The following is a 24,376-nucleotide window of genomic DNA, read 5'->3' as shown; positions in this document are numbered from 1 at the left end:
TACAGAGGATAAGACGGTACAACGTTGCGTGTGTGTTGATACACCAATTCATTACCCCCAATCTTTGCTTCTTCCAGATTCATGGCCTTGTCGTCCTACAGGAGACAAGCGTCAGTACAAGTTATGCCTGATGACCATAGCAAGTTGGTCCCACCCCTTCCCATCCCGAACAGGACCGTGAAACAACTTTGCGCCGATGATAGTGCTGCAACCAGTGTGAAAGTAGGTTATCGTCAGGCTTGTTATTCGCAGTAGAGAAAAACCCCGCCGGACTCCGGTGGGGTTTTTTTTCGTCTGGCGATTCCTCGCCACTCCTCCTCTTTTCAGCTACCCCCTGCTACTTTGTGCATAAAATGCAACAGCTTTCAGCATTTATATAAGTGCTTATGTAAATGCTGTTACTATCGCTACATGAAACAAGGACTCGGAACACAACTACGCCACCTGATCGAACTGCTGGACGGCGCCGTCCAGCAAGCCTACGCGGACGCGGGTCTCGATTACCGGCCGCGCTACACGCCCGTGATGCGGGTGCTGGCGCAACAGCAGAGCGCGACCATCGGCCAGTTGGCCGAGCTGGCGGGCATCACGCAGCCGGCCGTCACCCAAACGGTGGCATTGATGAAAAAGGAAGGCTTGCTGCTGGTGGCAGCCGGTGGCGAGGATGGCCGTCAGCGCGTGGTACGCCTGAGTAGCCAGGGTGAGGCCCTGCTGCCCCATCTGCAGAGGTGCTGGCAGGCGACCAAGTGTGCTGCCGACAGCCTGGATGCGGAATTGGCATTTCCTTTATCCACATGCCTGGCGCAATCCATCACGATGCTGGAACAGCGCTCATTTGGCGAGCGCATCCGCGATACAAGCAAGCAGCTAAAAACAACGCCCTGAAAACTGTCTGAGGAAAGCGACGATGGACAATACCCTGAGCATGGCAACAAAAAAATCCCCTCTGGCCCGCCTGATGGCCTATCCCCTGGTGCAGATTGTGCTGGGCATGGTCCTTACCTTTGCCGGGATACCGCTGGTAATGGGCACCGCTTCCCAACTGGTGGAAAAGCCCTACCGCATCCTGTGGCCGCAGTTGCTGGCGGCGCTGCTCGTGTGGTGCGGCTACCGTTTCTATGTGCGGTGCATCGAGAAGCGCCAGCCGGCCGAATTGGCAATGCCGGGCATGGCGCGTGAACTGGGACGCGGATTGCTGCTCGGCGCCGGACTGGTCTTTCTCACCTTTGTCGTGCTGGCAGCGCTGGGCGTATATCAGTTTAGCGGCGTCAACGCCCCGAGCTTCATGTTGCTGCTGCCGCTGGCGGAACTCGTGCTGGTCGGCATGGCCGAGGAGATGATGTTTCGCGGCATCCTGTTCGGCGTGACGGCACGTGCGCTGGGCAGCAAGGCCGCCATCGTGATTTCATCGCTGGTGTTCGCCCTGGCCCATTTGCCCAATGCCGGTTTTTCGCTGCTGGCCATCGCCGCGATTGTCGCCTATGGTGTGCTGCAGGCCGCACTGTACATGCGGACGCGCCGCCTGTGGGTGTGCATCGGCACGCATGTCGGCTGGAATTACTGTGTCAGCCAAGTGTTTTCCTCGACGGTATCGGGTCACGCGGCCACGGACGGCCTGCTGCGCGGCGAACTGGCGGGCAATGCCATGCTGACGGGCGGCGCCTTCGGTGTGGAAGCGTCGCTGGTGACGATCCTGCTAATCGGCGCTGTCGCCGCGTATGTGCTGCGCCTGGCGTTTGCCAGCGCACCACGCTAGGCCGCTACCGGCCTTATTGGCCGGCCACCACCGGCACGGCGCCGCTCCTGGCCACCCACTCGATCAGCGCATCGACGGCGGCGCGGCCATTGCCATTGCCCACCAAGTCGCTATTGATCATGGCGACCACCACGCACTGTTGATTATTCGCATCGGGCACGTAGCCGGCGATGGCCACCACATTCTTTAATGTCCCCGTCTTGATGCGGGCCCGCGCGGCGGCCGGGCTGTTCAGCAGGCGCTTGCGCATGGTGCCGTCCAGCGCCACGATGGGCAGGCTGGATTGGAACTCGGGCGCCCACGGGCTTTGCTGCATCGCCTGCAGCACGCCGGCCATTTGCGCTGGCGCAATGCGTCCCGTGCGCGACAAGCCGGAACCGTTGTCGACCAGCATGCCCTGGGTGTCGATATGGTGCCGCTGGAACCATTCCTGGATCACTTGCCGCGCGCGCGTGGCCGTGTCTTCCGGCGCCGCCATGGCGACGGGGCGGCTGCCCAGCCAGCCATCGCTTTGCAGGCTGCCCAGACTCAGGAACAGGGTGCGGGCCAGGGTGTTGTCGGAGGTCTTGTTTATATCGCGCAAGACTTCGGGCAAGGCGCGCGCTACGTGGTCGGCCAGCATGCGCGTGCCGACCGGTTCGGCCGTCGGCGGTAAGCCTGTCAACGGCGCTTCGCGCACCGTGCCCGTGATCGTGCCGCCCAGGCGTTTCCAGGTGGCGCGGAACAGCCGGTCCGCATAATCGTTGCGATCAAGCACATTGATGCTGGTGGCCTTGCTGCAGTTTTGCGGGAAAGTACCGTGCAAGATTACTTGCAGCTTGCCGCCCGCATCGCGCCGGTATTCTGGCGGACGCCAGCCATCTTCCCACCTGGCGCAACTGCCTTTGATCAGTTTCATGTCGCTGGTAATGCTGACGTTCTCGAGCGGTGGCTGCATGAGGATGCTCAATTGCCGGTCCGTCGAGTTCATGTTGATATCGAGCAAATTGGTGTTCAGCAATAACGCATCGGGGATGACGTTGTAGCGGAACTCGGCCGACTCGTCGAACGGCGGCGCGCCGATGTCGGGCCGGGCCGGCTGGAACAGCTGGCGGTCCAGGATCAGGTCGCCCTTGATTTTCACGATGCCCTGGTTGCGCAGGGTTTGCAGCATGTGCGCCAGCACGTCCGCGTTGAAATCCGTGTCGGCGCCGCCGCGCAGGATCAGGTCGCCCTTCAGCACGCCATTGATGACGTCGGCGCTGGTGCGCAGCTCCGTGCGGCCGCGGAAGATGGGGCCCAGCTGTTCCAGGCCCACGGCCGTCGTCACCAGCTTCATGGTGGATGCGGGCTGCATGCTGCGCTCGGCCCCATGCGACAGCACGGTGGTGTTGCCGCGCAAGACGATGGCGCCCATGGCGTCTTCGGGGATATTCGCGCTGCGCAATAGCAGGCTGACGGATTCGGGCAATTGCGCCTGGGCATTCGACAAGCCGATGCCAGCCAGCAAGGCGGCGATGAGGATGGGACGAAACATGGCGCTCCTTAATGGAAAAAGACGTAGGCGACGAAGACAGCCGTGACCACGCCAGCCAGATCGGCGATCAGGCCGGCCGTAATGGCATAGCGCGTCTTGCGGATGCCCACCGAGCCGAAGTACAGGGCCACGATATAGAAGGTGGTGTCGGCCGAGCCCTGGAAGACGCAGGCCAGGCGGCCGACAAACGAGTCGACGCCGTAGGTATTCATGGCGTCGATCATCATGGCTTTCGAGCCGGAACCGCTGAGCGGCTTCATCATGGCCGTCGGCAGGGCGGGCACGAAGTCCGTATTGATGCCCAGGTTGGCGAAAAACCAGTTCATGCCGCTCATCAGGAAATTGAACACGCCCGCGTTGCGGATGACGCTGATGGCCACCAGCATGCCGACCAGATAGGGAATCACGGTGATCGAGGTCTGGATGCCGCCTTTCGCCCCTTCGATGAAGGCGTCATACACGTTCACCTTCTTGCGCAGGGCGCCGATGATGAAGATGGCAATGACGCTGATCAACACCAGGTTGCTGACCACTTTCGAGACCAGCTCGATTTCCTGCTTCGTCAGGTACTGCGTGAAATACCAGATCATGGCGACGATGGCGCTCGTCATGCCGCCCATCCAGCCCAGCACAACCCTGTTGAGCAAGTTGATGCGCTGCTTGATGGATACCGTGATGATACCGACCATGGTGGCGACATAGGTGGCGATCATGCACGGGATAAAGATGTCGGACGGATCGGCCGCGCCGAGGATCGAGCGCTGCGCCATGATGGCCAGCGGAATCAGGGTCAGGCCCGAGGTGTGCAGCACCAAAAACATGATTTGCGCATTCGTCGCCTCTTCCTTGTTCGGGTTCAAGGTTTGCAGGCTTTCCATGGCCTTTAAACCGAACGGCGTGGCCGCATTGTCCAGGCCCAGCAGGTTGGCCGAGAAATTCATCACCATGTGGCCCGTGGCCGGATGGTCTTTCGGAATTTCCGGGAAGATGCGCGAAAAGAACGGCGCGATGACTTTTGCCAGCCAGCCGACGATGCCCGCCTTTTCACCGATGTTCATGATGCCGAGCCACAAGGTCATCACGCCCGCCAGCGGCAGGGCGATATCCATCACGCCCATGCGCGCCGTTTCGAACGTGCCGTCGATGATGCGCTTGAAGATATCGGTATCGCCGAGAAACAGCCACTGCAGCACTGCGGCCAGGAAGCCAACGAGGAAAAAGCCGGACCAGATGTAATTAAGTGCCATATGCGATCAGTTCTGTATTTCGGGGAGGTGAAAAGGTGCTGCAAGCAAAGTATAGAGGCAGCCCGATACGAGTTGATGAAAGAATGCAGCAATCGCATGCCAAAAAGTTATAAGCTGGCAGCCTGTTTTCATTGGCGCCCCGTAGCTTGCCCGCGTAGTGTGGGGGATGTCTGTCGCTTATCGCTGTTCGTTACCCTTGTCTGCACTGGATCACTGATGATGTTTTTACGCAAAACCGCCTGCGCCGCCGGCCTGGCCCTGTTGACGCTGTTTACCGCGCCCGCCGAGGCCGCCACCGATGCCCGCGCGAACAAGACCCTGCACTTATTTTTAAGCACCAGCGAGACGGGCCTGGACCCGGCCGTGGCCTCGGACCTGGCCAGCCTGAATTTGATGGAAAACATTTTTGACCCCTTGCTGCGCTACGACTACCTGGCGCGCCCGGTACAGCTGCAGGGCAATACGGCGCGCGGCTTGCCGACCGTGGAAGACGGCGGCCGCATGTATACCTTTCACTTGCAGCCGGGTATTTTCTTCACCCCCGATCCCGCTTTCAAGGGCCAGCCGCGCGAAGTGACGGCGCAGGATTATGTGTACAGCCTGACGCGGCTGTATGACCCCAGCCTGAAGTCGCCGTGGCTGTTCTTGCTGGAAGACAAGCTAGTCGGCGACGCGGCCCTGAAAGCCAAATTCAGCTACGACACGCCGATCGCCGGTTTGCAGGCGCTGGACAAATACACCTTGCGCATCCGCCTCAACGCCATCGATCCGAATTTCCTGTTCTACCTGGCCATGCCGGCGACCGCCGTGGTGGCGCGCGAAGTGGCTGAAGCGTACCCGGCGGCAGGGCAGATCGGCAACCATCCCGTGGGCACGGGACCGTTCCTGGTGAAGGAATGGAAGCGCAGCGACAAGATCGTGCTCCAAGCCAACCCGACTTTCCGCCCCACCGTGTTCCATACGGAAACCAAGGCGCTGGCCGCCTTGCCGGCCGACGCGCGCGCCATCGCCACGGCGCTGGAAGGCAGGCAATTACCGCTGGTCGAACGCATCGAGGTGCGCATCGTCGAGGAATATCAATCGCGCATGCTGGGCTTTCTGAAAGGCGAATTCGATTACCTGGAACAAGTGCCGGAATCGATGACGGACATGGTGCTGGAAAACGGCGCGCTGAAACCGGCGTTGGCCGCCAAGGGCTTGCAGCTGACGCGCTTTCCCGTGCTGCAGACGTATTACATGTGGATGAATATGGACGATCCCGTGCTGGGCGGCATGAGCAAGGACAAGCTGGCCCTGCGGCGCGCCATCGCCCTCAGCTACAACAGCCGCGAAGACATCGCGCTGCTGAAAAAGGGGCTGGCCTTGCCGGCGCAGTCGCCGCTGCCGCCCAACGTGCTCGGTTACGACAAGGATTACCGCAGCCCCGTCGGCTACGATCCGGCGCTGGCGCGCGCCCTGCTGGAGCGCTTCGGCTACAAGGCGGGCGCCGACGGTTTCCGCACGCAGCCCGACGGCACGCCCCTGATCCTGACCATGCACACGGAGCCGAGCACGGTGGGCCGGTTGCGCGATGAATTGTGGCGGCGCAACCTGAACGCCATCGGCCTGCGCGTGGAGTTTAAAAGCGACAAGAAGACGGAAATCATCAAGGCGTCGCGCCTGGGCAAGGTGCAGATGTTCGAGACCAATTGGATCGCCGACTTCCCCGATGGCGATAACTTTATGCAATTGTTGTATGGCGGCAACGTTGGCCGCGCCAACTATGCCCGCTTCAACTTGCCCGATTACAATAAACGCTATGAGGAGGCGCGCCTGCTATCCGATACGCCGCGCCGACGCAGTCTGTACTTCGACCTGTTTCAGCTGATCCACGCTTACACACCGTGGGTGCTGCTGACGCATCCCATCTCTGCCGACCTGCAGCAACCGTGGCTAAAAAACTACAGGCGCCACCCCGTGGAATTCACGTCCTGGCGCTATCTGGACGTGGACAAAACCAAGGGTAGCCCCGCAGGCAAGTGACCACGTCGCTGAAAAGGGCATTCATTCCAAAAAGTTATGGTTAGGAAAGCATTTTTCATTGGCTGGGCCCGGACGCATCGCGCTACTCTGAAAATGAAAAAAAATAAAGTAAAGCGCTGGCGTCATAAAAAAATGTACCGCGAGACAGACGCCGCGACCTTACAAAACAGCCTGGACTTGAGAACTCAAGTTTCGATTGCCCAACAAGGAGAGACCAGTGAAATTGAAGAAACTAGCGCAGTTGGTGGCATTGATGGGGGTGGTGGGGCCGGTGATGGCACAGGAAGCGGCGGCGCCAGCGATGCAACGGGTCGAAGTGACGGGCAGCAGCATCAAGCGCGTGGCCAAGGAAGGCGCGCTGCCGGTGCAAGTCATCAGCTTTGACCAGATCGAAAAACAGGGCATCACGACGACCGAGCAACTGGTGCGCACCCTGTCAGCCAACGGCACGGGCGCCGATAACATGACGTCGGGCAATAACGTGTTTGGCGCCGATGCGGACAGGGTCAGCGGCGGCGCTTCGTTCGCCTCGCTGCGCGGCCTGGGACCGTCGAGCACCCTGGTGCTGTTGAACGGCCGCCGCATCGCCACGCACGGCGCCAGCGGCAAGTCGGTCGACCTGAACTCGATCCCGCTGGGCGCAATTTCTCGTGTGGAAATTCTCAAGGATGGCGCCTCGGCCATCTACGGCACGGATGCCATCGGCGGCGTGATCAATTTCATTCTGAAAACCAATTACAGCGGCGTGGAAGCGTCCGTCTCCACCAACGACACGCAGGCAGGCGGCGGCGCCACGCGCCGCGCCTCGCTCCTGGCCGGCACGGGATCGCTGGAGTCGGACCGCTACAACATCATGGCCAGCCTGACAGTTGATAAAGCGCAACAGCTCAATGGCCGCGACCGCTCCTTCGTCAACGGTTTCCAGCCGGAACGCGGCCTGTCGCCCGATACCACGGGCACGCCGTTTGCCAACCAGATGGGGGGGGCCGGGACGGCGCTGGGCACGTCGTTTCAACTGCCGGGCGACCCGAATAAATACCTGCAAGCCAATCCGCTGAGCTTCCAGGGCAAGTGCGACACCATCGCCGGCATGTCGCAATACCAGACGGAACTGTGGAAAGACGTGACCTCGCCGCTGCGCACCAGGTATTCGTGCGCCTACGACTATGGCGCCGACTATGTGCTGCAATTCCCCGTCGAACGGGCCAATCTGCTGTCGCGCGGCACCTTCCAGCTGGCGCCCGACCACCGCATGTTTGTCGAAGTGCTCGGTTCGCGCACCAAGGCCACGGCCATCCTGACGCCGATGCAGGTGCAGGCGACCGTCGCCAACAAGAATCTGTATCCGGTCGGCGGTGCTTACTACCAGGATCTGTCGGCTTACATCCCGTCCTTCGACAAGACCAAGCCGATTTCCTACAAATGGCGCGCCAATGACGTGGGCAACCGCACGCAGGAAAACACCACCGACAATGCCCGCGTGCTGGTGGGCTTTGAAGGTAACTTTGGCAAGTGGGATTACAAGGCCGGCATTTCGCGCGCCGAAAGCAGCACCAAGACCAAGCTGACGGATGGCTATTCCTACACGGACAAACTGTACGCAGCCCTGGCGACGGGCATCATCAATCCGTGGGTAGGCGCCGGCCAGAGCCAGACGGAAGCGGCCAAGCAATTGATCGAATCGACCAAGTTCCGTGGCGACTTCCAGCACGGCAAGACGACCCTGACGCAGATCGACGGTTCCGTTTCGGGCGAACTGTTCCAGCTGCCGGCCGGTGCGCTGGCCATGGCGGCCGGCTTTGACTTGCGCCGCGAAGGTTACAGTTTCGCGCAAGACGTCGACGCCACGCAGATTTTGCTGTCGCCAGGCAATGCCGCATTGAAAGATGCCAGCCGTACCGTCAAGGCCGTGTATGCGGAGCTGCTGGTGCCGGTCATGAAAGACCTGGAAATGCAACTGGCCATCCGTCGCGACGATTACAGCCTGGTGGGCGCGACGACGAATCCGAAGGTGGCCTTCCGCTACCAGCCGGCCGACTTCCTGCTGTTCCGCGGTTCGGCCAGCAAGGGTTTCCTCGCACCAAGCTTCCAGCAGCTGTATTCCGGTTCGCTGAGCCAGGAATTGCCGAACGGCGTGGTCGACCAGGAAGGCTGCGCCAAGCATCCGGGCGTGCCCGAGTATTGCGCCATCGACCGTCTCGACTACAAGACGGGCGGCAACACGAATTTGAAGCCGGAAACGTCGAAGCAGGGCAGCGTCGGTTTTGTCATCGAACCGTTCAAGGGCTATTCGGCCTCGTTCGACTACTGGGCCATCAATACCAAGGATCGCATCCTGAACCGCACGCCGCAAATCGTGCTGGCCAACTACCAGGCGCTGAACCAGTACATCCACCGCAATCCGGACGGCACCATCGAATACGTGCAGGCGGGCTGGATCAATGCGGCAGGCAGCCGCGTGCGCGGCCTCGACGTGGGCTTGCGCGGCGAAGGCAAGATCCGGGACGCGAAATGGACGGCGACCCTGGACGGCACGTATATGGACAGCTTCAAGTTTGCGGAATATCAAGGCCAGGAATACCAGGAGCTGGTCGGCAAGTTCTATACGCGCGATCTGTACTTGCGCTGGAAACATAACGCCAGCTTTGGCGTGTCGCGCGGCGACTGGAGCGGCTTGCTGGTGCAGAGTTTTTCGTCGGGCTACAAGGACCAGCTGCCGAATGGCGGCAAGGGGTCGCCGCCGCCGGGCTTCAAGCCGGACGTCTCCAGCTACACCACGTATAACCTGTCGGGCACGTACACGGGCTTCAAAAATACCACCATCACCGTGGGCATCCAGAACTTGTTCGACCGCGATCCCCCATTCACCGCGCACAACGTGGATGAAGTGGTGGGCGCCGGCTGGGATCCGCGCGTGGCCGACCCGCGCGGCCGCTCGCTGTCGTTCCAGCTGAAGTACAAGTTCATGTAAGGCGGTCATGCCGGCGGCGATCCCGCCGGCATGCTAACCTCGTGCGGCGGCGCCTGGCGTCGCCGTTTTTATTCCAGGAAAGGGGCGCATGTCCAGTCAGACCAATCTCAGCCGGCGCCGCTTCGGCGGCTTGCTGGCCGCCACTCTCGGGGCGGCAGGTACACCGGCATGGGCGGCGGCCGCGCAAGGGAAGGGCAAACGCATGCAACAGCACCACGCATTGATCAAACCGGCGCGCCTGCAGCCGGGCGACCTGGTGGCCATCATCGCGCCGGGCGGCTTTACGGATGAGGAGTCCATCGCCAGGGCCCAGCGCAACATCGAATCGCTGGGTTTGCGCGCCAGTCTGGGCGCCAATATCCGCGCCGTGCACGGCAACTATGCGGGCACAGTGCAGCAGCGCCTCGACGATCTGCACGCGGCGTTCGCCGATCCCGAGGTCAAGGCGGTGTGGGCTATCCGTGGCGGTTCCGGCTGCATTTCGCTGCTGGCGCTGCTCGATTACGCCTTGATCCAGCGCAATCCGAAAGTGCTGATCGGCTATTCCGACATCACGGCCCTGCACCTGGCCATCGCCAGCCAGACGGGCCTGGTGACTTTCCACGGACCCGTGGCGTCGTCCACGTTTTCCGACTACACGGTGACGCAGCTACGCAATGTGCTGATGACGCCGCAAGACAGTTATACGATCCCGATGGCGCTGGACAACCATCGCCGCGCGCAGACGCAGCCGAACTTCGCCATCCGCACCGTGCATGGCGGCCAGGCGACGGGACGCTTGACGGGCGGCAACCTGTGTATGGTCAGCGCGCTGGCCGGCACGCCGTATGCGGCCGATTTCCGCGAGCATATCTTGTTCCTCGAAGAAATCAATGAAGTGCCGTACCGCATCGACCGCATGCTGTGCCAGCTGGACCTGTCCATCGGTTTCAAGCACGCGGCGGCCTTGATGCTGGGCATTTTCGAGCATTGCGAGGCGGCCGAGGGCGATACGGCGCTGACCCTCGATGCCACCCTGGACCAGCATTTGCAGCCCTTGCGCGTGCCGGCCGTCAGCGGCTACTCGTTTGGCCACATCCGCCACCAGTTCACGCTACCGATGGGCATATTGGCCACCCTGGATGCGGACCGGCAAACCTTGACCTTGCTGGAGCCGGCCGTCTGCTAGCGTACGGTGCAGCGGGGCGATTGTCAGTATGCTAGTGTGATAAGGCGTGGCACGAGGCCGCGCCGTCTTCCTCACCGCACCCGACATGATCAACCGCCACGCCAGTACCTATATCCTCAGCCACCCGCTGGCCTTCGCGCTGCAGGTGCTCAAGGGTTTCCGCGCCAACCAGGGCTTGCTGCTGGCGGGCGCCGTCGCGTATTACTCGCTGCTGTCCATCGTGCCCCTGCTGATGCTGGTGGTGGTGGCCCTGTCGCACGTAATCGCGCAGGATGAATTGCTGCAGACAATCGGCCACTACCTGGAATGGCTGGTGCCGGGGCAATCGAAGGCCATCGTGGGCGAGATCGCGCATTTTCTCGACAACCGGGGCGTGATCGGCTGGCTCTTGCTGCTGACCATGCTCTTTTTCAGCTCGCTGGCGTTTACCGTGCTGGAAAACGCCATGAGCGTGATCTTTGTCCACCGCGTCGCCATCCGCCGCCGCCATTTCCTCATTTCCGCCGTGCTGCCGTACTGCTACATCCTGTGCTTGGGCGTGGGCATCTTGCTCATCACGCTGGTGGCGGGCAGCCTGCAGGTGATGGGCGAGGAAAGCGTGCGCTTCTTACGCCACGACTGGGGCCTGGAAGGCGTGTCCGGCGTGCTGCTGTATCTGCTGGGGCTGGGTGGCGAAATTCTCGTACTCAGTTCTATTTACCTGGTCATGCCGGTGGGAAGATTGTCGATCACGCATGCGCTGATCGGCGGCGTGACGGCGGCCCTGCTGTGGGAAATTGCCCGCCATGTGCTGGTCTGGTATTTTTCGACCTTGTCGCAGGTCAATGTCGTGTACGGCTCGATGACGACGGCCATCGTCGTCATGTTCAGTCTGGAAATCGGCGCCACCCTGCTGCTGCTGGGCGCGCAAGTGATTTCCGAGTACGAAAGAGTGGCCCGTGGCGGCGAAGAAGACAAGCCGCTGGCGCTAAGGACTTGATTTAACGTATGGCTTCAATTCATTGTTGCATTGCACAAAAAGCTGTGCTATACTCCGTTCAGTGATTGAGATTTGGCAACAAATTATCTCGCCATCCAGTTTCAGCGCGGCGACCGACAGGTGTAATGTCGATGGCGTGACAGTGCGAAGAAATGGATTTTGTAATTCCGGATACGATGGTCGATTTACACCTTGGAGTCACCATGCAGATAGCATGGGAGTCCGAAAATCAGGAGGCACTTTGCAGATAGCACTGGCGTCCATGACACGATTAAAGCATTGGTAATACATTGGAACAAGCCCGCGTTTTAGCGGGCTTTTTTTCGTCCATCGTTGGCGTATGGGGTCAGACCCACAACAACGCTAACGCAAAGCTCCGCGCCAACGCATATGGGGGTCTGACCCCAGCTTTTGCCTGGGGTTTACAACGCCCGCGCAATCAAAATCTTCTGAATATCGCTGGTGCCCTCGTAAATCTGGCACACGCGCACGTCGCGGTAGATGCGCTCGACGGGGAAATCGGACACATAACCGTAGCCGCCGTGCACCTGGATGGCGTCCGAGCACACTTTTTCCGCCATTTCCGACGCGAACAGCTTGGCCATCGCCGCTTCCTTCAGGCAGGGCAGGCCCGCATCCTTCATGGCCGCCGCGTGGCGGATCAGCTGGCGCGCCGCTTCGATCTGCGTGGCCATGTCGGCCAGGCGGAATTGCACGGCCTGGTGTTCATAGATGGGTTTGCCAAAACTTTCGCGCTCGCGCGCATAGCTCAGGGCCGCTTCATACGCGGCGCGCGCCATGCCCACGGCTTGCGAAGCGATGCCGATGCGTCCGCCTTCCAAGCCGGACAGGGCGATCTTGTAGCCTTGGCCCTCTTCGCCTATCAGATTTTCCGCGGGGATGCGGCAGTTCTCGAACAGGATTTGCGCCGTGTCCGACGAATGCTGGCCCATCTTCTGTTCCAGTCCCGCCACGATGTAGCCGGGCGTGTTCGTCGGCACCCAGAAGGCGCTGATGCCGCGCTTGCCGGCCGCCTTGTCGGTGACGGCCATGACGATGGCCACGTCCGCATACTTGCCGCTGGTAATGAACTGCTTCGTGCCATTGATTACATATGCATTGCCATCGCGGGTGGCCGTGGTGCGCAGGGCGGAGGCGTCGCTGCCCGTGTGTGGTTCCGTCAGGCAAAACGCCCCCAGCATCGTGCCTTGCGCCAGCGGACGCAGCCACTGTTCCTTTTGCGCATCATTGGCATACATCATGGCGATGCTGCACACGGGGCAATTATTCACGGAAATGATGGTCGACGTGCCGCCATCGCCGGCGGCGATTTCTTCCAGCACCAGGGCCAAGGACACATAGTCGAGGCCGGCGCCACCGAGCGCTTCCGGCACGGCCACGCCAAAGGCGCCCAGCGCGGCCAGTTCCTGCAATTCTTCTTTCGGGAAATGATGTTCCTTGTCCCAGCGAGCCGCATTGGGCGCCAGGCGCTCGCGCGAAAAACTGCGCAGCGCTTCCTGGATCATCGATTGTTCTTCATTGAGTATCATGGGACGTCGTCTCGTTTGTTTTTATGGTGGATTCAGGGAATTACCAGGCGATGGGTTTGCCGTCGTAGTTGCGGAACACGGCCTTGTCCGTGGCCGGCAGGCTGGCCAGGGTGGCGCGGATGCCGGCGGCGCTTTCTTCCGGGGAAATATCGGCGCCGGCGCCGCCCATGTCCGTGCGTACCCAGCCCGGGTGGAAGGCGACGCAGCTGACGCCTTGCGGGCCATGCACGAGGGACGTGTCGATCAGCACGGAATTCAAGGCGGCCTTGCTGGCGCGGTACAGCGAACCGCTGGGGTTGCCGCGCTCGCTCAGGGAGCCCATGTGCGAGGACAGCACGGCCAGCTTGCCCTTGGCGTTAGCCACCAGCGGCGCCAATATCGGCAGCAGCCGCATGGCCGCCAGCACGTTCGTGTGCATGACGAGGTCAAAATCGGCTTGCGCAGGAAACCCGTCGTGGCGGGGGCCATACACGCCCGCGTTGAGGATGGCCACGTCGAGTTTTTCATCGTCGAGCTTCCAGCCCAGGCCGGCACAGCCTTCCACATCCGTCACGTCGAGCTGGTGCGCTTCCGCGCCCAGTTGCTTGAGGGCCTCGCAGGCGTCCGGCGTGCGCGCCGTGGCGATCACTCGCCAGCCATCGTGGCGGTATTGACGGACGATTTCGTGGCCGATGCCGCGCGAGGCGCCGATGATCAATGCGGTAGGCATATGTTTTCTCCCTGAAAATAAAATGAAAGGCGCGCACCGTGAACCGCAGTGCGCGCCCGTGTTCAGGAACAGCTTATACCAGTTCGATCGCCATCGCCGTCGCTTCGCCGCCGCCGATGCACAGGGCCGCCACGCCGCGCTTGCCGCCGGTTTTCTTCAGGGCGCCCAGCAGGGTGACGATGATGCGCGCGCCCGAGGCGCCGATCGGGTGGCCCAGCGCGCACGCGCCGCCGTGGATGTTGATCTTGCTGTGCGGAATGTCGAGGTCGTGCATGGCGGCCATCGGCACGGCGGCGAACGCTTCGTTGATCTCGAACAAGTCCACATTGCTGCTGCTCCAGCCCGTTTTGGCATACAGCTTTTTCACGGCGCCGATGGGGGCCGTGGTGAACTCGTTCGGCGCCTGCGCGTGCGTGGCGTGGCCGTGGATTTTCGCGATGACGGTGCAGCCGAGTTTTTTCGCCGTCGATTCGCGCATCAGCACCAGGGCTGCCGCGCCATCGTTGATCGACGAAGACGAAGCGGCCGTGATGGTGCCATCCTTCTTGAAGGCGGCTTTCAAGGTCGGGATTTTTTCCAGGCGGGCTTTTTGCGGGCCTTCATCGATGCTGACGACGGTGTCGCCGCCGCGGCCGGAAACGGTGACTGGCACGATTTCCCATTCGAAACTGCCATCCTTGGTGGCCGCTTGCGCGCGTTTCACGGATTCGATGGCAAACGCATCCTGCGCTTCGCGCGTGAACTGGTACTGGCTGGCGCATTCTTCGGCGAACGTGCCCATCGAGCGGGCATTGCCCTTTTCGTCGCGGCTGTAGGCGTCTTCCAGGCCATCCATCATCATGTGGTCATAGATCATGCCGTGGCCGATGCGGTAGCCGCCGCGCGCCTTCGGCACCAGGTAGGGGGCGTTGGTCATCGATTCCATGCCGCCCGCCACCACCACGTCGGCGCTGCCGGCGAGTAAGGTGTCATGCGCGAACATGGTCGTCTGCATGGCCGAGCCGCACATTTTCGACAGGGTCACGGCGCCCGTGGAATCGGGCAAGCCTGCCTTGCGCAAGGCCTGGCGCGCGGGTGCCTGGCCCTGGCCAGCCATCAGGCAGTTGCCGAAAAACACGTGTTCCACGGCATCCGGCGCCACGCCGGCCCGTTCGACGGCGGCGCGGATGGCCACGGCGCCCAGGTCGCTGGCGGTGACGTTGGCAAAGTCGCCCTGGAAGGCGCCCATGGGGGTGCGCGCGGCACCGACGATTACGACTGGATCATTCATGTTGGATCTCCGGTTGAGGGGTGGGAAGGTGACTGCATACAAAAACGCAGGTGCTGCGGATACGGGAAGACGTCCTCGATATGGCCGTCTTCGATGCGCTGCTTGCGCGCCTGCCAGTATTGCGCCGTCAGCAGGTCGGCATGGTGCTGCATGAAATGCTTGCGGATACGGGGATTGCCCAGCAGGAAGGTGCCGAATTGTTCGGGAAACACATCGTGCTTGCCGATGGGATACCACGGTTCGGCCGACATTTCTTCCTCCTCCGTGCGGGCTTGCGGGATGACGCGGAACTGGCAATCGGTGATGTACTCGATTTCATCGTAATCGTAAAATACGACACGCTGATGACGGGTCACGCCAAAGTTTTTATACAGCATGTCGCCAGGGAAAATATTCGCCGCCACCAATTCCTTGATGGCGTTGCCGTACTCGATGATGGCGTGTTCCACCAGGTCATCGCGGGCTTCCTTCTCGGCATTGCTCAGCCACATGTTCAGCGGCACCATGCGCCGCTCGATGTACAGGTGGCGGATGATGATCTGCTCGTGGTCTTCCTCGATCAGCGAGGGGGCGAACTGTTTCAGTTCGGCCAGCAGTTCCGCGGCAAAACGGGCGCGGGGAAAGGCCACGTTGGAATACTCGAGCGTGTCGGCCATGCGGCCCACGCGGTCGTGGTGTTTCACCAGCAAATACTTTTGCTGGACTTGCGCGCGCGTGGTTTCCTTGGGAGGAGGAAAGAAATCCTTGATCACCTTGAAGACATACGGAAACGAAGGCAGGGCAAATACCAGCATCACGAGGCCGCGAATGCCGGGCGCGCTCTCGAAGTGGTCCGACGAGTGTTTTAAATGCTGCAGGTAGTCGCGGTAAAACAAGGTCTTGCCCTGCTTTTGCAAGCCCAGTATCGTATAAATCTCACTGCGAGGCTTGCGCGGGAGCAAACTTCGGAGAAATTGTACGTAGGCGGACGGTACTTCCATATCCACCAGGAAATACGCGCGCGTAAACGAAAACAGCACGGCGATCTGCTGCTGCTCGAACAGCACCGTGTCGAGCACCAGCTTGCCGTGGCGGTTGTGCAGGATGGGTACGACGAACGGGTATTCGCGGTTGCCGTTGATGGCCTTGCCGACCAGGTAGGCGCCCTTGTTGCGGTAGAACAAACTGGTCAGGACCTGGAGCTGGTGGTTCGGCTCCAGCCGGTCGCTGCCGAACAGCTGCTGCAGGCGCGCTTGCACCTGGGCCACGTCGCGCTCCAGGTTGGCAAATGCGCAGTCCAGCTGGAAATTGCTCACCATGCGCGTCAGGGTGTCGCGCAAGCCATCCTGGCCCGGGTAATACACGCGGTAGGTGGGTGCGGGGTCTTGCGTTTCGATGTATTCCGTGGAAACGACGGGGCGCACGAAAATATAGTCGTTATTGAAATACGTGCGGTGCAGGATGTTGCAGCAGACGGAATTGAAGAAGGTTTCCGCCAGTTCCGGCTGCTTGTGTTCCGTCAGCATGCCGATGTAGTGCAGCTTGAGTTCTCGCCACACTTCGTCGCTCAACTCCGACTCTTCGTACTCATCTTCAAGCATCTGCACGCATTCCTGCACGCGCTTGTCATAGAAGTCGATGCGTTCGCGGGCCGCCGTCTGTGCCGCGCTCCAGGCGCCTTGCTCGAAATACCGCTTGGCTTGCTGGCTCGTTGCGCGGAACAGGCGGTAATGCTTGTCGAAGCCGTCGCGGATGGTGCGCGCGATATCGAATGCAATCTGGGAAGAGAGCAATTTGGGGAAGGCAATGTGCGTCATAGCTGTGCTCGCATGAATGGCTCCTCACCCAGTCGATCGCCGCGCGCCCGTGCTTACTTGGTTTCCGCAAACAGTTCGCGGCCTATCAGCATGCGGCGGATTTCGCTGGTCCCGGCGCCGATTTCGTACAGCTTGGCATCGCGCCACAGGCGGCCGGCCGGATACTCGTTGATGTAGCCGTTGCCGCCCAGCGCCTGGATCGCTTCGCCCGCCATCCAGGTTGCCTTCTCCGCACTATACAGAATGGCGCCGGCTGCATCCTTGCGCAGCTGGCGTACGGCTTCCGGCGTGGTGGCGCGGTCGCAAGCCTGGCCCACGGCGTACACATAGGCCTTGCAAGCCATCATGGTCGAATACATATCGGCCAGCTTACCTTGCATCAACTGGAATTCGCCGATGGCCTGGCCGAATTGCTTGCGGTCATGCACGTAGGGCACGACCAGGTCCATGCAGGCCTGCATGATGCCCAGCGGGCCGCCGGACAGCACGGTGCGCTCGAAATCGAGGCCCGACATCAGCACGTTGACGCCCTTGCCCAGGCCGCCGAGCACGTTTTCGGCCGGTACTTCGCAATCCTGGAATACCAGTTCGCCCGTGTGCGAGCCGCGCATGCCCAGCTTGTCGAGCTTTTGCGCGATGGAAAAGCCCTTGAAATTCTTTTCGATCAGGAAAGCCGTCATGCCGCGCGGACCGGCTTCCAGGTCGTTCTTTGCGTACACCACCAGCACGTCCGCATCGGGGCCGTTGGTGATCCACATCTTGGTGCCGTTCAAGACCCAGCGGTCGCCCTTGAAGTCGGCGCGCAGCTTCATGCTGACGACGTCCGAGCCTGCGTTCGGTTCCGACATGGCCAGGGCGCCGATGTGTTCGCCCGTGATCAGTTTCGGCAGGTACTTGGCTTTTTGCTCGGCCGTGCCGTTGCGCTTGATCTGGTTCACGCACAGGTTCGAGTGGGCGCCGTAGGACAGGCCGACGGAAGCCGAGGCGCGCGAGATTTCTTCCATGGCGATGATGTGCGCCAGGTAGCCCATGCCGGCGCCGCCGTATTCTTCGCTGACGGTGATGCCGAGCAAGCCCATGTCGCCCATCTTGCGCCACAGGTCCATGGGGAACTGGTCGGTGCGGTCGATCTCGGCCGCGCGCGGCGCGATTTCCGCGGCGGCAAATTGTTGGATCGCTTCGCGCAGGGAGGCGATGTCGTCGCCGTGGTCAAAGGTCAAGCCTGGGAGATGGAGCATGTCGTCCTCGTCGTCGTTATAAGTGTGGCGGTCATGGGTGCCGGGTCAGTGAAGCTATGATACTCAGTTGTGACGTTTACGTAAACGTAAAGTGGCGCGCGCGGCAGGTGTCCGCCGCTTGCCTTGCTAGCTTGTTTGCGCCTTATCAAGGTTCAAGTCCGCCAGCATGCGCGCGCACGCGTCTTCATGCGCGCTGATTTCCGCCAGCGCCATTTCGATATCGATGCGCTGCTGCTCCAGGGTCTGCCGGTGCTGCGCCAGCACGCCCAGGAAGCGGTCCATCTGCGCGCGCGTGTCCTTCGGCGACTCGTACATGTCGACCAGGCTCTTGATCTCCGACAAGGCCAGGCCCAGGCGCTTGCCGCGCAGGGTCAGCTTCAGGCGGGTGCGGTCGCGCGGCGTGTAGACGCGGCTGCGGCCGCCTGCGCCTTCGCGTTTCGGACTGAGCAAGCCCTGGTCTTCATAGAAGCGGATGGCGCGCGCCGTGATGTCGAATTCCCGCGCCAGTTCGGTAATGGTATAGGTCGTTATGGGTGCGGGCGGTGTCGGTTGCATGGGTGGTCGGTCGTCAGATGGGGTGCGGCGAGGCAGGTGGTGGCAAAGTGCCGTTTACGTCAACGTCAATACTATTGTAGCGTGCCCTGCCCGTGCTGCAACAAAGAAAAAAGGCGGCGTGGGCAGGAGAGTTTGGTGAATCAGACAACAATTACTGAAAATAAATTGATTCTTCTTGCACAAACGCGCTTAAGATCGAGAGTTGGTGGCCAAGATGACACCAAAAAGAGCTTTCCTGGCATAACGGCGACATTCTTTTCGCTGCGATGGCAGTAAAATTTTTTAGGTGCAGATTCTTTCCAGTAGGCACGATCAAAAAACAACGTTTCACTATGAACACGTTGTTCATGTCGTTTCCATATTGGAAACAAAATGGCCCTTCTGAAAACTTTGTCTACAAGAAATTGTATGACATGGGCATTGCGTGTATCGGCAGAGGAGGGCATTATCCGATACCGTACGTTGTAATGCCAAACCGAGGCTTTGAATCGTGCTGCAGTGCGAAAATCAAGGCTAGCCGCGAATTTGACCCGAAGCCACGCAGAATCGCAAGAGAAAATTCGGCCCACTTTTTGACCTGAAAAGCCCGGCCGGAGTGTTAATTGTTAATTGATACTCTTTTCAAATGTAACAATCTGTATGGTCATTCAAGAAACTGACTTTCATGTTACAACATGAAATAGTACACCTATGAATTCTTCTAACGAACGCGAAAGCTTCAGCCAGCGACTTCAGTTGGCTCTCAAAAACGCCCATTACTCTCCAGACAGCCCGACCAGACTGGCCCGGGAATTCAACATCCGTTTCGATGGACGCCCGATTACTGTGCATGCAGCTAGGAAATGGTTAGTAGGTGAAGCAATTCCCACGCAAGAAAAATTGCGCATGATTGCCCAATGGTTGGGCGTTCCCGCGGAATGGTTGCGTTTTGGCGGTCCGGAAAGCGCCACGCCGAATGGCGAAGCGGGCAGCGCTTTATCGCGCTTTGAGTCCGCCGATGTGAAATTAATTGCCGATTTGCAAAGATTGGATGAACATCATCGTCAAATCGCGCGAGAATTTATTCGCATGCTGGTGAGAGTCAACTACCAAAAGTAAGCATTCAGGCCCTCCCCGGCCGGCGCCGTCCGCCTTACGCTGGCGGCGCTCCCCCTGTCCTTTTATTTGCGCAAGGTCATACTGGAGACATGATTTTGCCGCACAATAAGACCTCGCATGTTGCGCTGCAGCGGAATTATTTGACAATAATCCCGTACGCAGCGGCGCAGCGGCCAATACCAGCGCATAATCACATCAGAAGCAGCCAGTTCATCCACTACGGAGCCGAGCATTTGAGCCGTCTTATGAAAAGTAACTACAGCAATACCGCGCAGCTGAAGGACTTGATGACCGTGCCCCCCATGACTGCCGCGCAACATGCGGAAGTGATGCGCAAACGGATCGCCCACCGCAGGATGGTTGAAGAAGCCAGGGATTTGAAGCAGGCCAGTGCTCATCAGTTCGACAAGAGGTGAGGGATGCCTGACCAAAGCTACTGCGCGTCGCGCTTTGCGGCCGGCGATGCTCACCGTGCTAGAGCACGGTTGCGCTTCTCGGCCACAAATCACTGCCGCTCGCTACGCTTTTGTCAGGCATCGTGACTTGGCAGGGGTTTCCCCGCCTATAAGTTGATTGCGTTGGTGATGTCAGGTTTCTGACGCTTTAAGGCCATTCCACCGCGGTGCCAGGGCGTGCTCGATGCCGAGCAGGTCGATGACCCTCGCCACCGTATGGTCGACCATCTCCGCAATGCTCTGCGGGTGGTGATAAAAGCTCGGTAAGGGCGGGAAGATGATGCCGCCCATTTCGGTCACGGCCGTCATATTGCGCAGGTGCGCCAGGTTGAACGGCGTTTCGCGCACCATCAGGATCAGGCGCCGGCGCTCCTTGAGCACCACATCGGCGGCCCGCGTGATCAGATTATCCGACAAGCCGTGCGCGACGGCCGCCAGGGTCTTCATCGAGCACGGTGCGACGACCATGCCATCCGATTGAAACGAGCCGCTGGCGATCGACGCGCCGATGTCGCGCAGCTTGTGCACGACGTGCGCCTGCGCTTCGACGTCCTTGCGTCCCACGCCCGTTTCCTGGTGCAGGGTCAAAACAGCGGCATCGGACAGGACCAGATGCGTCTCGACGCCGGGGATGGCGCCGAGCAATTGCAGCAGCCGCAAGCCATACACGGCACCCGTGGCGCCCGTGATGGCCACGACGACACGGCGCGGCCGCTGCTGCTGATTAGGCATCCAGCAGGGACTTCAATTCGCCCGATTCAAACATTTCATTCATGATATCGGAACCACCGATGAACTCGCCTTTGACATACAGCTGCGGAATGGTCGGCCAGTTCGAGTAATCCTTGATGCCTTGGCGAACTTCCGGGTCATCCAGCACGTTGACGGTAGCGATGTTTTCCACGCCGCACGCTTTCAGGATCTGGATGGCGCGGCCGGAAAAGCCACACTGCGGGAACTGGGCCGTGCCCTTCATGAACAGCACGACTGGCGTGTTCGTCACGGTTTCTTTGATCCAGGTTTGTACGTCGCTCATAGCTGCCTCTGATGGGTAAATAAATAGATGCCGTCATTTTATAAGAAAACGACGGCACGGGTATGCGCTCAAGTCATAAATCGGGCAAGTCAGCCACGTTGACGCTTATAAGGTCTTGCCCAGGCAGGTCGATTGTGCCGCGCCCACGTATTTGCCCCAGGCAAGGACCGGCACATAGCCGTGCCTGGCATAAAACGCCACCGCGCGGCCATTCGCCACGCGGGTGGACAGGTGCAGGGCCTGGTAGCCATGCCGGCGCGCCTGCGCCTCCACGTGGGCCAGCAGGGCCGCGCCCACGCCTGTGCTGTCGGGGCGCGCATACATGCGCTTGAGTTCGCCTATGGAACTGTCCGGCCCGCCCAGCGGCCGCAGGGCGGCGCAACCGAGCAGTGCTCCAGCCGCATCGCGGGCCAGATAAAAGCCGCCGCGCGGCGTTGCCGCTTCGACATCGAAGGAGGAACGGCCGCTGTCGCCATTGATGCGCAGCAGCGCGTCCGACAATGCGTCGAGCAGCAACTGCGCATCCGGGCTGGCGGCGTCCACCGCCAGGATGACGAGGTCACGCCCGGCGGCCATGGGCTTAGCCGCGCAGCTTGGCGAAGGCGGCGGCCATGCTGCCGGCCGGCTCGGGCGTGTTGCGCGACTGCGACTGGTGCTGCGCCATGCTGCGGCGGTCGTTGCGGTCGCCACGCTGCTCGGGCTTGCTGCCCGCTTGCGGCGCGCTGTCCGTCAGGCGCATGGTCAGCGCGATGCGCTTGCGCTTCTCGTCGACTTCCAGCACTTTCACGCGCACGACCTGACCTGCTTTCACCACCGTGTGCGGGTCTTTCACAAACGTGTTCGACAGGGCCGAGATGTGCACGAGGCCATCCTGGTGCACGCCGATGTCGACGAAGGCGCCAAAGGCGGCCACGTTGGTGACCACGCCCTCGAGAATCATATCCGGGCGCAAGTCGCGGATTTCTTCCACGCCTTCCTTGAAGGTGGCGGTCGTAAATTCCGGACGCGGGTCGCGGCCCGGCTTTTCCAGTTCCTTCAGAATGTCGGAAATGGTCGGCACGCCGAAGGTTTCATCCGCGTATTTTGCGGGGCTGAGGGTTTTCAGCAAGGCGGTCTCACCGATGACGGCCTTGATATCCTTCTTGATGTCCGCCAGAATCTTTTCCACCAGCGGATACGATTCCGGGTGGACGGCCGAGGCGTCCAGCGGGTTCTCTCCGCCCATCACGCGCAGGAAGCCGGCCGCCTGTTCGTAGGTCTTGTCGCCCAGACGCGGCACCGCCTTCAAGGCCGCGCGCGAGGTGAACGCGCCCTTCATGTCGCGGTAGGTGACGATGCTTTGCGCCACGCTGGCCGACAGGCCGGACACGCGCGCCAGCAGGGGAGCGGACGCCGTGTTGACGTCCACGCCGACGGCGTTCACGCAATCTTCCACCACGGCATCGAGCGAGCGGGCCAGCTGGCTTTGACTCACGTCATGCTGGTACTGGCCCACGCCGATCGATTTCGGGTCAATCTTGACCAGCTCGGCCAGCGGGTCTTGCAAGCGGCGCGCGATCGAGACGGCGCCGCGCAGCGACACATCCATGTCCGGCAATTCCTTCGAGGCGAATTCGGACGCCGAATACACCGACGCGCCCGCTTCCGAGACGACGATCTTCGTCATCTTCGCTTCCGGATGCTGCTTGATCAAATCCTGCGCCAGTTTATCGGTCTCGCGCGAGGCGGTGCCGTTGCCAATGGAAATCAAGGACACATTGTGCTTGGCAGCAAGACGGCCCAGGGTATGCAACGAACCGTCCCAGTCGTTCTTCGGCTGGTGCGGATAGATCACGGCCGTATCGACGACCTTGCCGGTGGCATCGACCACGGCGACCTTGACGCCCGTGCGCAGGCCAGGATCGAGGCCCATGGTGGCGCGCTGGCCGGCCGGCGCGGCCAGCAGCAGCGCCTTCAGATTGGTGGCGAAGACGTTGATCGCGTCGAGTTCCGAGCGTTCGCGCAGCGCGCCCATCAGTTCAGTTTCCAGGTGCATGAAGCTTTTCACGCGCCAGGTCCAGCGCGCCGTGTCCGCCAGCCACTTGTCGGCCGGACGGCCTTGCTGCTTGATGCCGAAGCGGGCGGCGATGCGGCCTTCGCACGGATTGTGCGGCGCATCCCATTTTGGTTTTTCCGCTTCCGTGTCCAGGCGCAGGGTGACGTCGAGGATGCCTTCGCGGCGGCCGCGCAGCAGCGCCAGCGCGCGGTGCGAGGGCACTGTCGAAATGGTTTCCGAGTAATCGAAATAATCGGCGAATTTTTCGCCTTCGTCCTGCTTGCCTTCCACCACTTTCGATTCGACGATGCCGTGTTCCTGCACGTATTCGCGCAAGGTTTGCAGCAGGGTCGCGTCTTCGGCGAAGCGCTCCATCAGAATCTGGCGTGCGCCGTCGAGGGCCGCCTTGGTGTCCGCCACGCCCGGGTTGTTGCCGTCGGCACTAGTAAACGCGTCGCGCAGGAACTTGCCCGCTTCCATTTCCGGCGTCAATTCCGGGTTTTCCAGCAAGCCGTCGGCCAGCGGCATCAGGCCCGCTTCGATGGCGATCTGCGCTTTCGTGCGGCGTTTCTGCTTGTACGGCAGATACAGGTCTTCCAGGCGCGTCTTGTCTTCCGCGTGCATGACGGCGTCGAGCAGCTCGGGCGTCATCTTGTTCTGTTCCGTGATCGACGCCACGATAGCGGCACGCCGCTCTTCCAGCTCGCGCAGATAGCGCAGGCGCTCTTCGAGCAGGCGCAGCTGGATATCGTCGAGGCCGCCGGTCGCTTCCTTGCGGTAACGGGCGATAAAGGGCACGGTGGCGCCTTCGTCGAGCAGTTCGATGGCGGCGGCAACCTGCACCGGTTTGGCGGCAAGTTCAAGGGCAAGGCGTTGTTCGATAGTGGGCAGCATGGTTGTTTCCAGAGCGATCAAGCCTGGAATGATACGCAATCGGCGCGATTGCGCAATCTTGACAGCGCAAATGGACTGTGC

At 60.9% G+C, this 24,376-nt stretch carries 20 protein-coding genes and 1 rRNA gene; 8 read left to right on the top strand and 13 right to left on the bottom strand.

Features of this window, described 5'->3' with window-relative positions:
• The first annotated feature begins 126 nt into the window (after positions 1 to 126).
• The 3 genes from rrf to D9M09_RS26275 all read left to right on the top strand — a co-directional run bounded on the left by rrf (position 127) and on the right by D9M09_RS26275 (position 1,756).
• Positions 127 to 239, top strand: a 5S ribosomal RNA gene (gene rrf, locus D9M09_RS26285).
• Positions 240 to 411: 172 nt separating this feature from the next.
• Positions 412 to 885, top strand: coding sequence for a MarR family winged helix-turn-helix transcriptional regulator (locus D9M09_RS26280; protein WP_121670728.1), 474 nt, complete (start codon positions 412 to 414; stop codon positions 883 to 885).
• A 22-nt stretch (positions 886 to 907) separates the two neighbouring features.
• Positions 908 to 1,756, top strand: coding sequence for a CPBP family intramembrane glutamic endopeptidase (locus D9M09_RS26275; RefSeq protein WP_121670727.1), 849 nt, complete (start codon positions 908 to 910; stop codon positions 1,754 to 1,756).
• Between the two features lie 13 nt (positions 1,757 to 1,769).
• On the opposite strand, the gene dacB is transcribed toward D9M09_RS26275, so the two are convergent.
• Positions 1,770 to 3,272 (bottom strand): D-alanyl-D-alanine carboxypeptidase/D-alanyl-D-alanine endopeptidase, encoded by a 1,503-nt coding sequence (gene dacB / locus D9M09_RS26270; protein WP_121670726.1) that lies wholly within the window; start codon positions 3,270 to 3,272, stop codon positions 1,770 to 1,772.
• A gap of 8 nt (positions 3,273 to 3,280) precedes the next feature.
• Positions 3,281 to 4,519: a nucleoside recognition domain-containing protein gene (locus D9M09_RS26265; RefSeq protein ID WP_070221728.1), complete on the bottom strand. Its 1,239-nt coding sequence runs from the start codon at positions 4,517 to 4,519 to the stop codon at positions 3,281 to 3,283.
• Positions 4,520 to 4,738: 219 nt separating this feature from the next.
• Here D9M09_RS26265 and D9M09_RS26260 point away from each other — a divergent pair, with 219 nt between their 5' ends.
• From D9M09_RS26260 to D9M09_RS26245, 4 genes are all read left to right on the top strand, one after another.
• Entirely contained in the window at positions 4,739 to 6,541 is a 1,803-nt protein-coding gene (locus tag D9M09_RS26260; RefSeq protein ID WP_121671253.1) for an ABC transporter substrate-binding protein, read from the top strand.
• A gap of 217 nt (positions 6,542 to 6,758) precedes the next feature.
• Complete coding sequence (locus D9M09_RS26255; RefSeq protein ID WP_240453486.1) at positions 6,759 to 9,512, top strand: TonB-dependent receptor; 2,754 nt, start codon at positions 6,759 to 6,761, stop codon at positions 9,510 to 9,512.
• An 88-nt stretch (positions 9,513 to 9,600) separates the two neighbouring features.
• Positions 9,601 to 10,680: a S66 peptidase family protein gene (locus D9M09_RS26250; RefSeq protein WP_121670724.1), complete on the top strand. Its 1,080-nt coding sequence runs from the start codon at positions 9,601 to 9,603 to the stop codon at positions 10,678 to 10,680.
• Positions 10,681 to 10,765: 85 nt separating this feature from the next.
• A complete protein-coding gene (locus tag D9M09_RS26245; RefSeq protein ID WP_070221731.1) occupies positions 10,766 to 11,659 on the top strand; it encodes a YihY/virulence factor BrkB family protein in 894 nt (297 codons plus the stop codon).
• Between the two features lie 422 nt (positions 11,660 to 12,081).
• Here the strand turns inward: D9M09_RS26245 and D9M09_RS26240 are convergent, their stop codons facing one another.
• From D9M09_RS26240 to D9M09_RS26215, 6 genes are all read right to left on the bottom strand, one after another.
• A complete protein-coding gene (locus tag D9M09_RS26240) occupies positions 12,082 to 13,209 on the bottom strand; it encodes an acyl-CoA dehydrogenase family protein (RefSeq protein ID WP_070313416.1) in 1,128 nt (375 codons plus the stop codon).
• 40 nt (positions 13,210 to 13,249) lie between these two features.
• Positions 13,250 to 13,918: an SDR family oxidoreductase gene (locus D9M09_RS26235; protein ID WP_070221733.1), complete on the bottom strand. Its 669-nt coding sequence runs from the start codon at positions 13,916 to 13,918 to the stop codon at positions 13,250 to 13,252.
• A gap of 73 nt (positions 13,919 to 13,991) precedes the next feature.
• Complete coding sequence (locus D9M09_RS26230; protein ID WP_070221734.1) at positions 13,992 to 15,188, bottom strand: acetyl-CoA C-acyltransferase; 1,197 nt, start codon at positions 15,186 to 15,188, stop codon at positions 13,992 to 13,994.
• The gene (gene aceK / locus D9M09_RS26225; RefSeq protein WP_121670723.1) at positions 15,185 to 16,984 is read right to left on the bottom strand and encodes a bifunctional isocitrate dehydrogenase kinase/phosphatase; all 1,800 of its coding nucleotides are present in this window, start codon (positions 16,982 to 16,984) and stop codon (positions 15,185 to 15,187) included. The genes D9M09_RS26230 and aceK overlap by 4 nt, the downstream gene beginning before the upstream one ends.
• Positions 16,985 to 17,037: 53 nt before the next feature.
• Positions 17,038 to 18,222 (bottom strand): isovaleryl-CoA dehydrogenase, encoded by a 1,185-nt coding sequence (locus D9M09_RS26220; protein ID WP_034753750.1) that lies wholly within the window; start codon positions 18,220 to 18,222, stop codon positions 17,038 to 17,040.
• Positions 18,223 to 18,348: 126 nt separating this feature from the next.
• Positions 18,349 to 18,753 carry a MerR family transcriptional regulator gene (locus D9M09_RS26215; RefSeq protein ID WP_046683171.1) on the bottom strand — a complete coding sequence of 135 codons (405 nt, stop codon included), beginning with the start codon at positions 18,751 to 18,753 and terminating at the stop codon, positions 18,349 to 18,351.
• A 714-nt stretch (positions 18,754 to 19,467) separates the two neighbouring features.
• Here D9M09_RS26215 and D9M09_RS26210 point away from each other — a divergent pair.
• A complete protein-coding gene (locus D9M09_RS26210) occupies positions 19,468 to 19,875 on the top strand; it encodes a hypothetical protein (RefSeq protein WP_034753756.1) in 408 nt (135 codons plus the stop codon).
• Between the two features lie 62 nt (positions 19,876 to 19,937).
• Here the strand turns inward: D9M09_RS26210 and D9M09_RS29270 are convergent, their stop codons facing one another.
• The 5 genes from D9M09_RS29270 to D9M09_RS26185 form a co-directional block, all read right to left on the bottom strand.
• Positions 19,938 to 20,273, bottom strand: coding sequence for a hypothetical protein (locus D9M09_RS29270; protein WP_162995524.1), 336 nt, complete (start codon positions 20,271 to 20,273; stop codon positions 19,938 to 19,940).
• 189 nt (positions 20,274 to 20,462) lie between these two features.
• On the bottom strand, positions 20,463 to 21,062 hold the full coding sequence (locus tag D9M09_RS26200; protein WP_121670722.1) for a UbiX family flavin prenyltransferase: 600 nt from the start codon (positions 21,060 to 21,062) through the stop codon (positions 20,463 to 20,465).
• Positions 21,055 to 21,366, bottom strand: a complete 312-nt coding sequence (gene grxD, locus D9M09_RS26195; RefSeq protein ID WP_034753766.1) for a Grx4 family monothiol glutaredoxin — start codon at positions 21,364 to 21,366, stop codon at positions 21,055 to 21,057. The genes D9M09_RS26200 and grxD overlap by 8 nt, the downstream gene beginning before the upstream one ends.
• 105 nt (positions 21,367 to 21,471) lie before the next feature.
• Positions 21,472 to 21,942: a GNAT family N-acetyltransferase gene (locus D9M09_RS26190; protein ID WP_121670721.1), complete on the bottom strand. Its 471-nt coding sequence runs from the start codon at positions 21,940 to 21,942 to the stop codon at positions 21,472 to 21,474.
• A gap of 4 nt (positions 21,943 to 21,946) precedes the next feature.
• Positions 21,947 to 24,295 carry a Tex family protein gene (locus D9M09_RS26185; RefSeq protein ID WP_121670720.1) on the bottom strand — a complete coding sequence of 783 codons (2,349 nt, stop codon included), beginning with the start codon at positions 24,293 to 24,295 and terminating at the stop codon, positions 21,947 to 21,949.
• Positions 24,296 to 24,376: the final 81 nt, after the last annotated feature.

The organism is Janthinobacterium agaricidamnosum (genome assembly GCF_003667705.1).
Taxonomy (GTDB): Bacteria; Pseudomonadota; Gammaproteobacteria; order Burkholderiales; family Burkholderiaceae_D; genus Janthinobacterium.
This window is presented reverse-complemented; position numbering and strand designations above follow the sequence as displayed.

What these genes read in the sequence shown, in the direction of transcription:
- D9M09_RS26280 (WP_121670728.1), top strand. Translation starts at nt 412, where the DNA reads ATGAAACAAGGACTCGGAACACAACTACGCCACCTGATCGAACTGCTG.
- D9M09_RS26275 (WP_121670727.1), top strand. Translation starts at nt 908, where the DNA reads ATGGACAATACCCTGAGCATGGCAACAAAAAAATCCCCTCTGGCCCGC.
- dacB (WP_121670726.1), bottom strand. Translation starts at nt 3,272, where the DNA reads ATGTTTCGTCCCATCCTCATCGCCGCCTTGCTGGCTGGCATCGGCTTG.
- D9M09_RS26265 (WP_070221728.1), bottom strand. Translation starts at nt 4,519, where the DNA reads ATGGCACTTAATTACATCTGGTCCGGCTTTTTCCTCGTTGGCTTCCTG.
- D9M09_RS26260 (WP_121671253.1), top strand. Translation starts at nt 4,739, where the DNA reads ATGTTTTTACGCAAAACCGCCTGCGCCGCCGGCCTGGCCCTGTTGACG.
- D9M09_RS26250 (WP_121670724.1), top strand. Translation starts at nt 9,601, where the DNA reads ATGTCCAGTCAGACCAATCTCAGCCGGCGCCGCTTCGGCGGCTTGCTG.
- D9M09_RS26245 (WP_070221731.1), top strand. Translation starts at nt 10,766, where the DNA reads ATGATCAACCGCCACGCCAGTACCTATATCCTCAGCCACCCGCTGGCC.
- D9M09_RS26240 (WP_070313416.1), bottom strand. Translation starts at nt 13,209, where the DNA reads ATGATACTCAATGAAGAACAATCGATGATCCAGGAAGCGCTGCGCAGT.
- D9M09_RS26235 (WP_070221733.1), bottom strand. Translation starts at nt 13,918, where the DNA reads ATGCCTACCGCATTGATCATCGGCGCCTCGCGCGGCATCGGCCACGAA.
- D9M09_RS26230 (WP_070221734.1), bottom strand. Translation starts at nt 15,188, where the DNA reads ATGAATGATCCAGTCGTAATCGTCGGTGCCGCGCGCACCCCCATGGGC.
- aceK (WP_121670723.1), bottom strand. Translation starts at nt 16,984, where the DNA reads ATGACGCACATTGCCTTCCCCAAATTGCTCTCTTCCCAGATTGCATTC.
- D9M09_RS26220 (WP_034753750.1), bottom strand. Translation starts at nt 18,222, where the DNA reads ATGCTCCATCTCCCAGGCTTGACCTTTGACCACGGCGACGACATCGCC.
- D9M09_RS26210 (WP_034753756.1), top strand. Translation starts at nt 19,468, where the DNA reads ATGAATTCTTCTAACGAACGCGAAAGCTTCAGCCAGCGACTTCAGTTG.
- D9M09_RS29270 (WP_162995524.1), bottom strand. Translation starts at nt 20,273, where the DNA reads ATGAGCACTGGCCTGCTTCAAATCCCTGGCTTCTTCAACCATCCTGCG.
- D9M09_RS26200 (WP_121670722.1), bottom strand. Translation starts at nt 21,062, where the DNA reads ATGCCTAATCAGCAGCAGCGGCCGCGCCGTGTCGTCGTGGCCATCACG.
- grxD (WP_034753766.1), bottom strand. Translation starts at nt 21,366, where the DNA reads ATGAGCGACGTACAAACCTGGATCAAAGAAACCGTGACGAACACGCCA.
- D9M09_RS26190 (WP_121670721.1), bottom strand. Translation starts at nt 21,942, where the DNA reads ATGGCCGCCGGGCGTGACCTCGTCATCCTGGCGGTGGACGCCGCCAGC.
- D9M09_RS26185 (WP_121670720.1), bottom strand. Translation starts at nt 24,295, where the DNA reads ATGCTGCCCACTATCGAACAACGCCTTGCCCTTGAACTTGCCGCCAAA.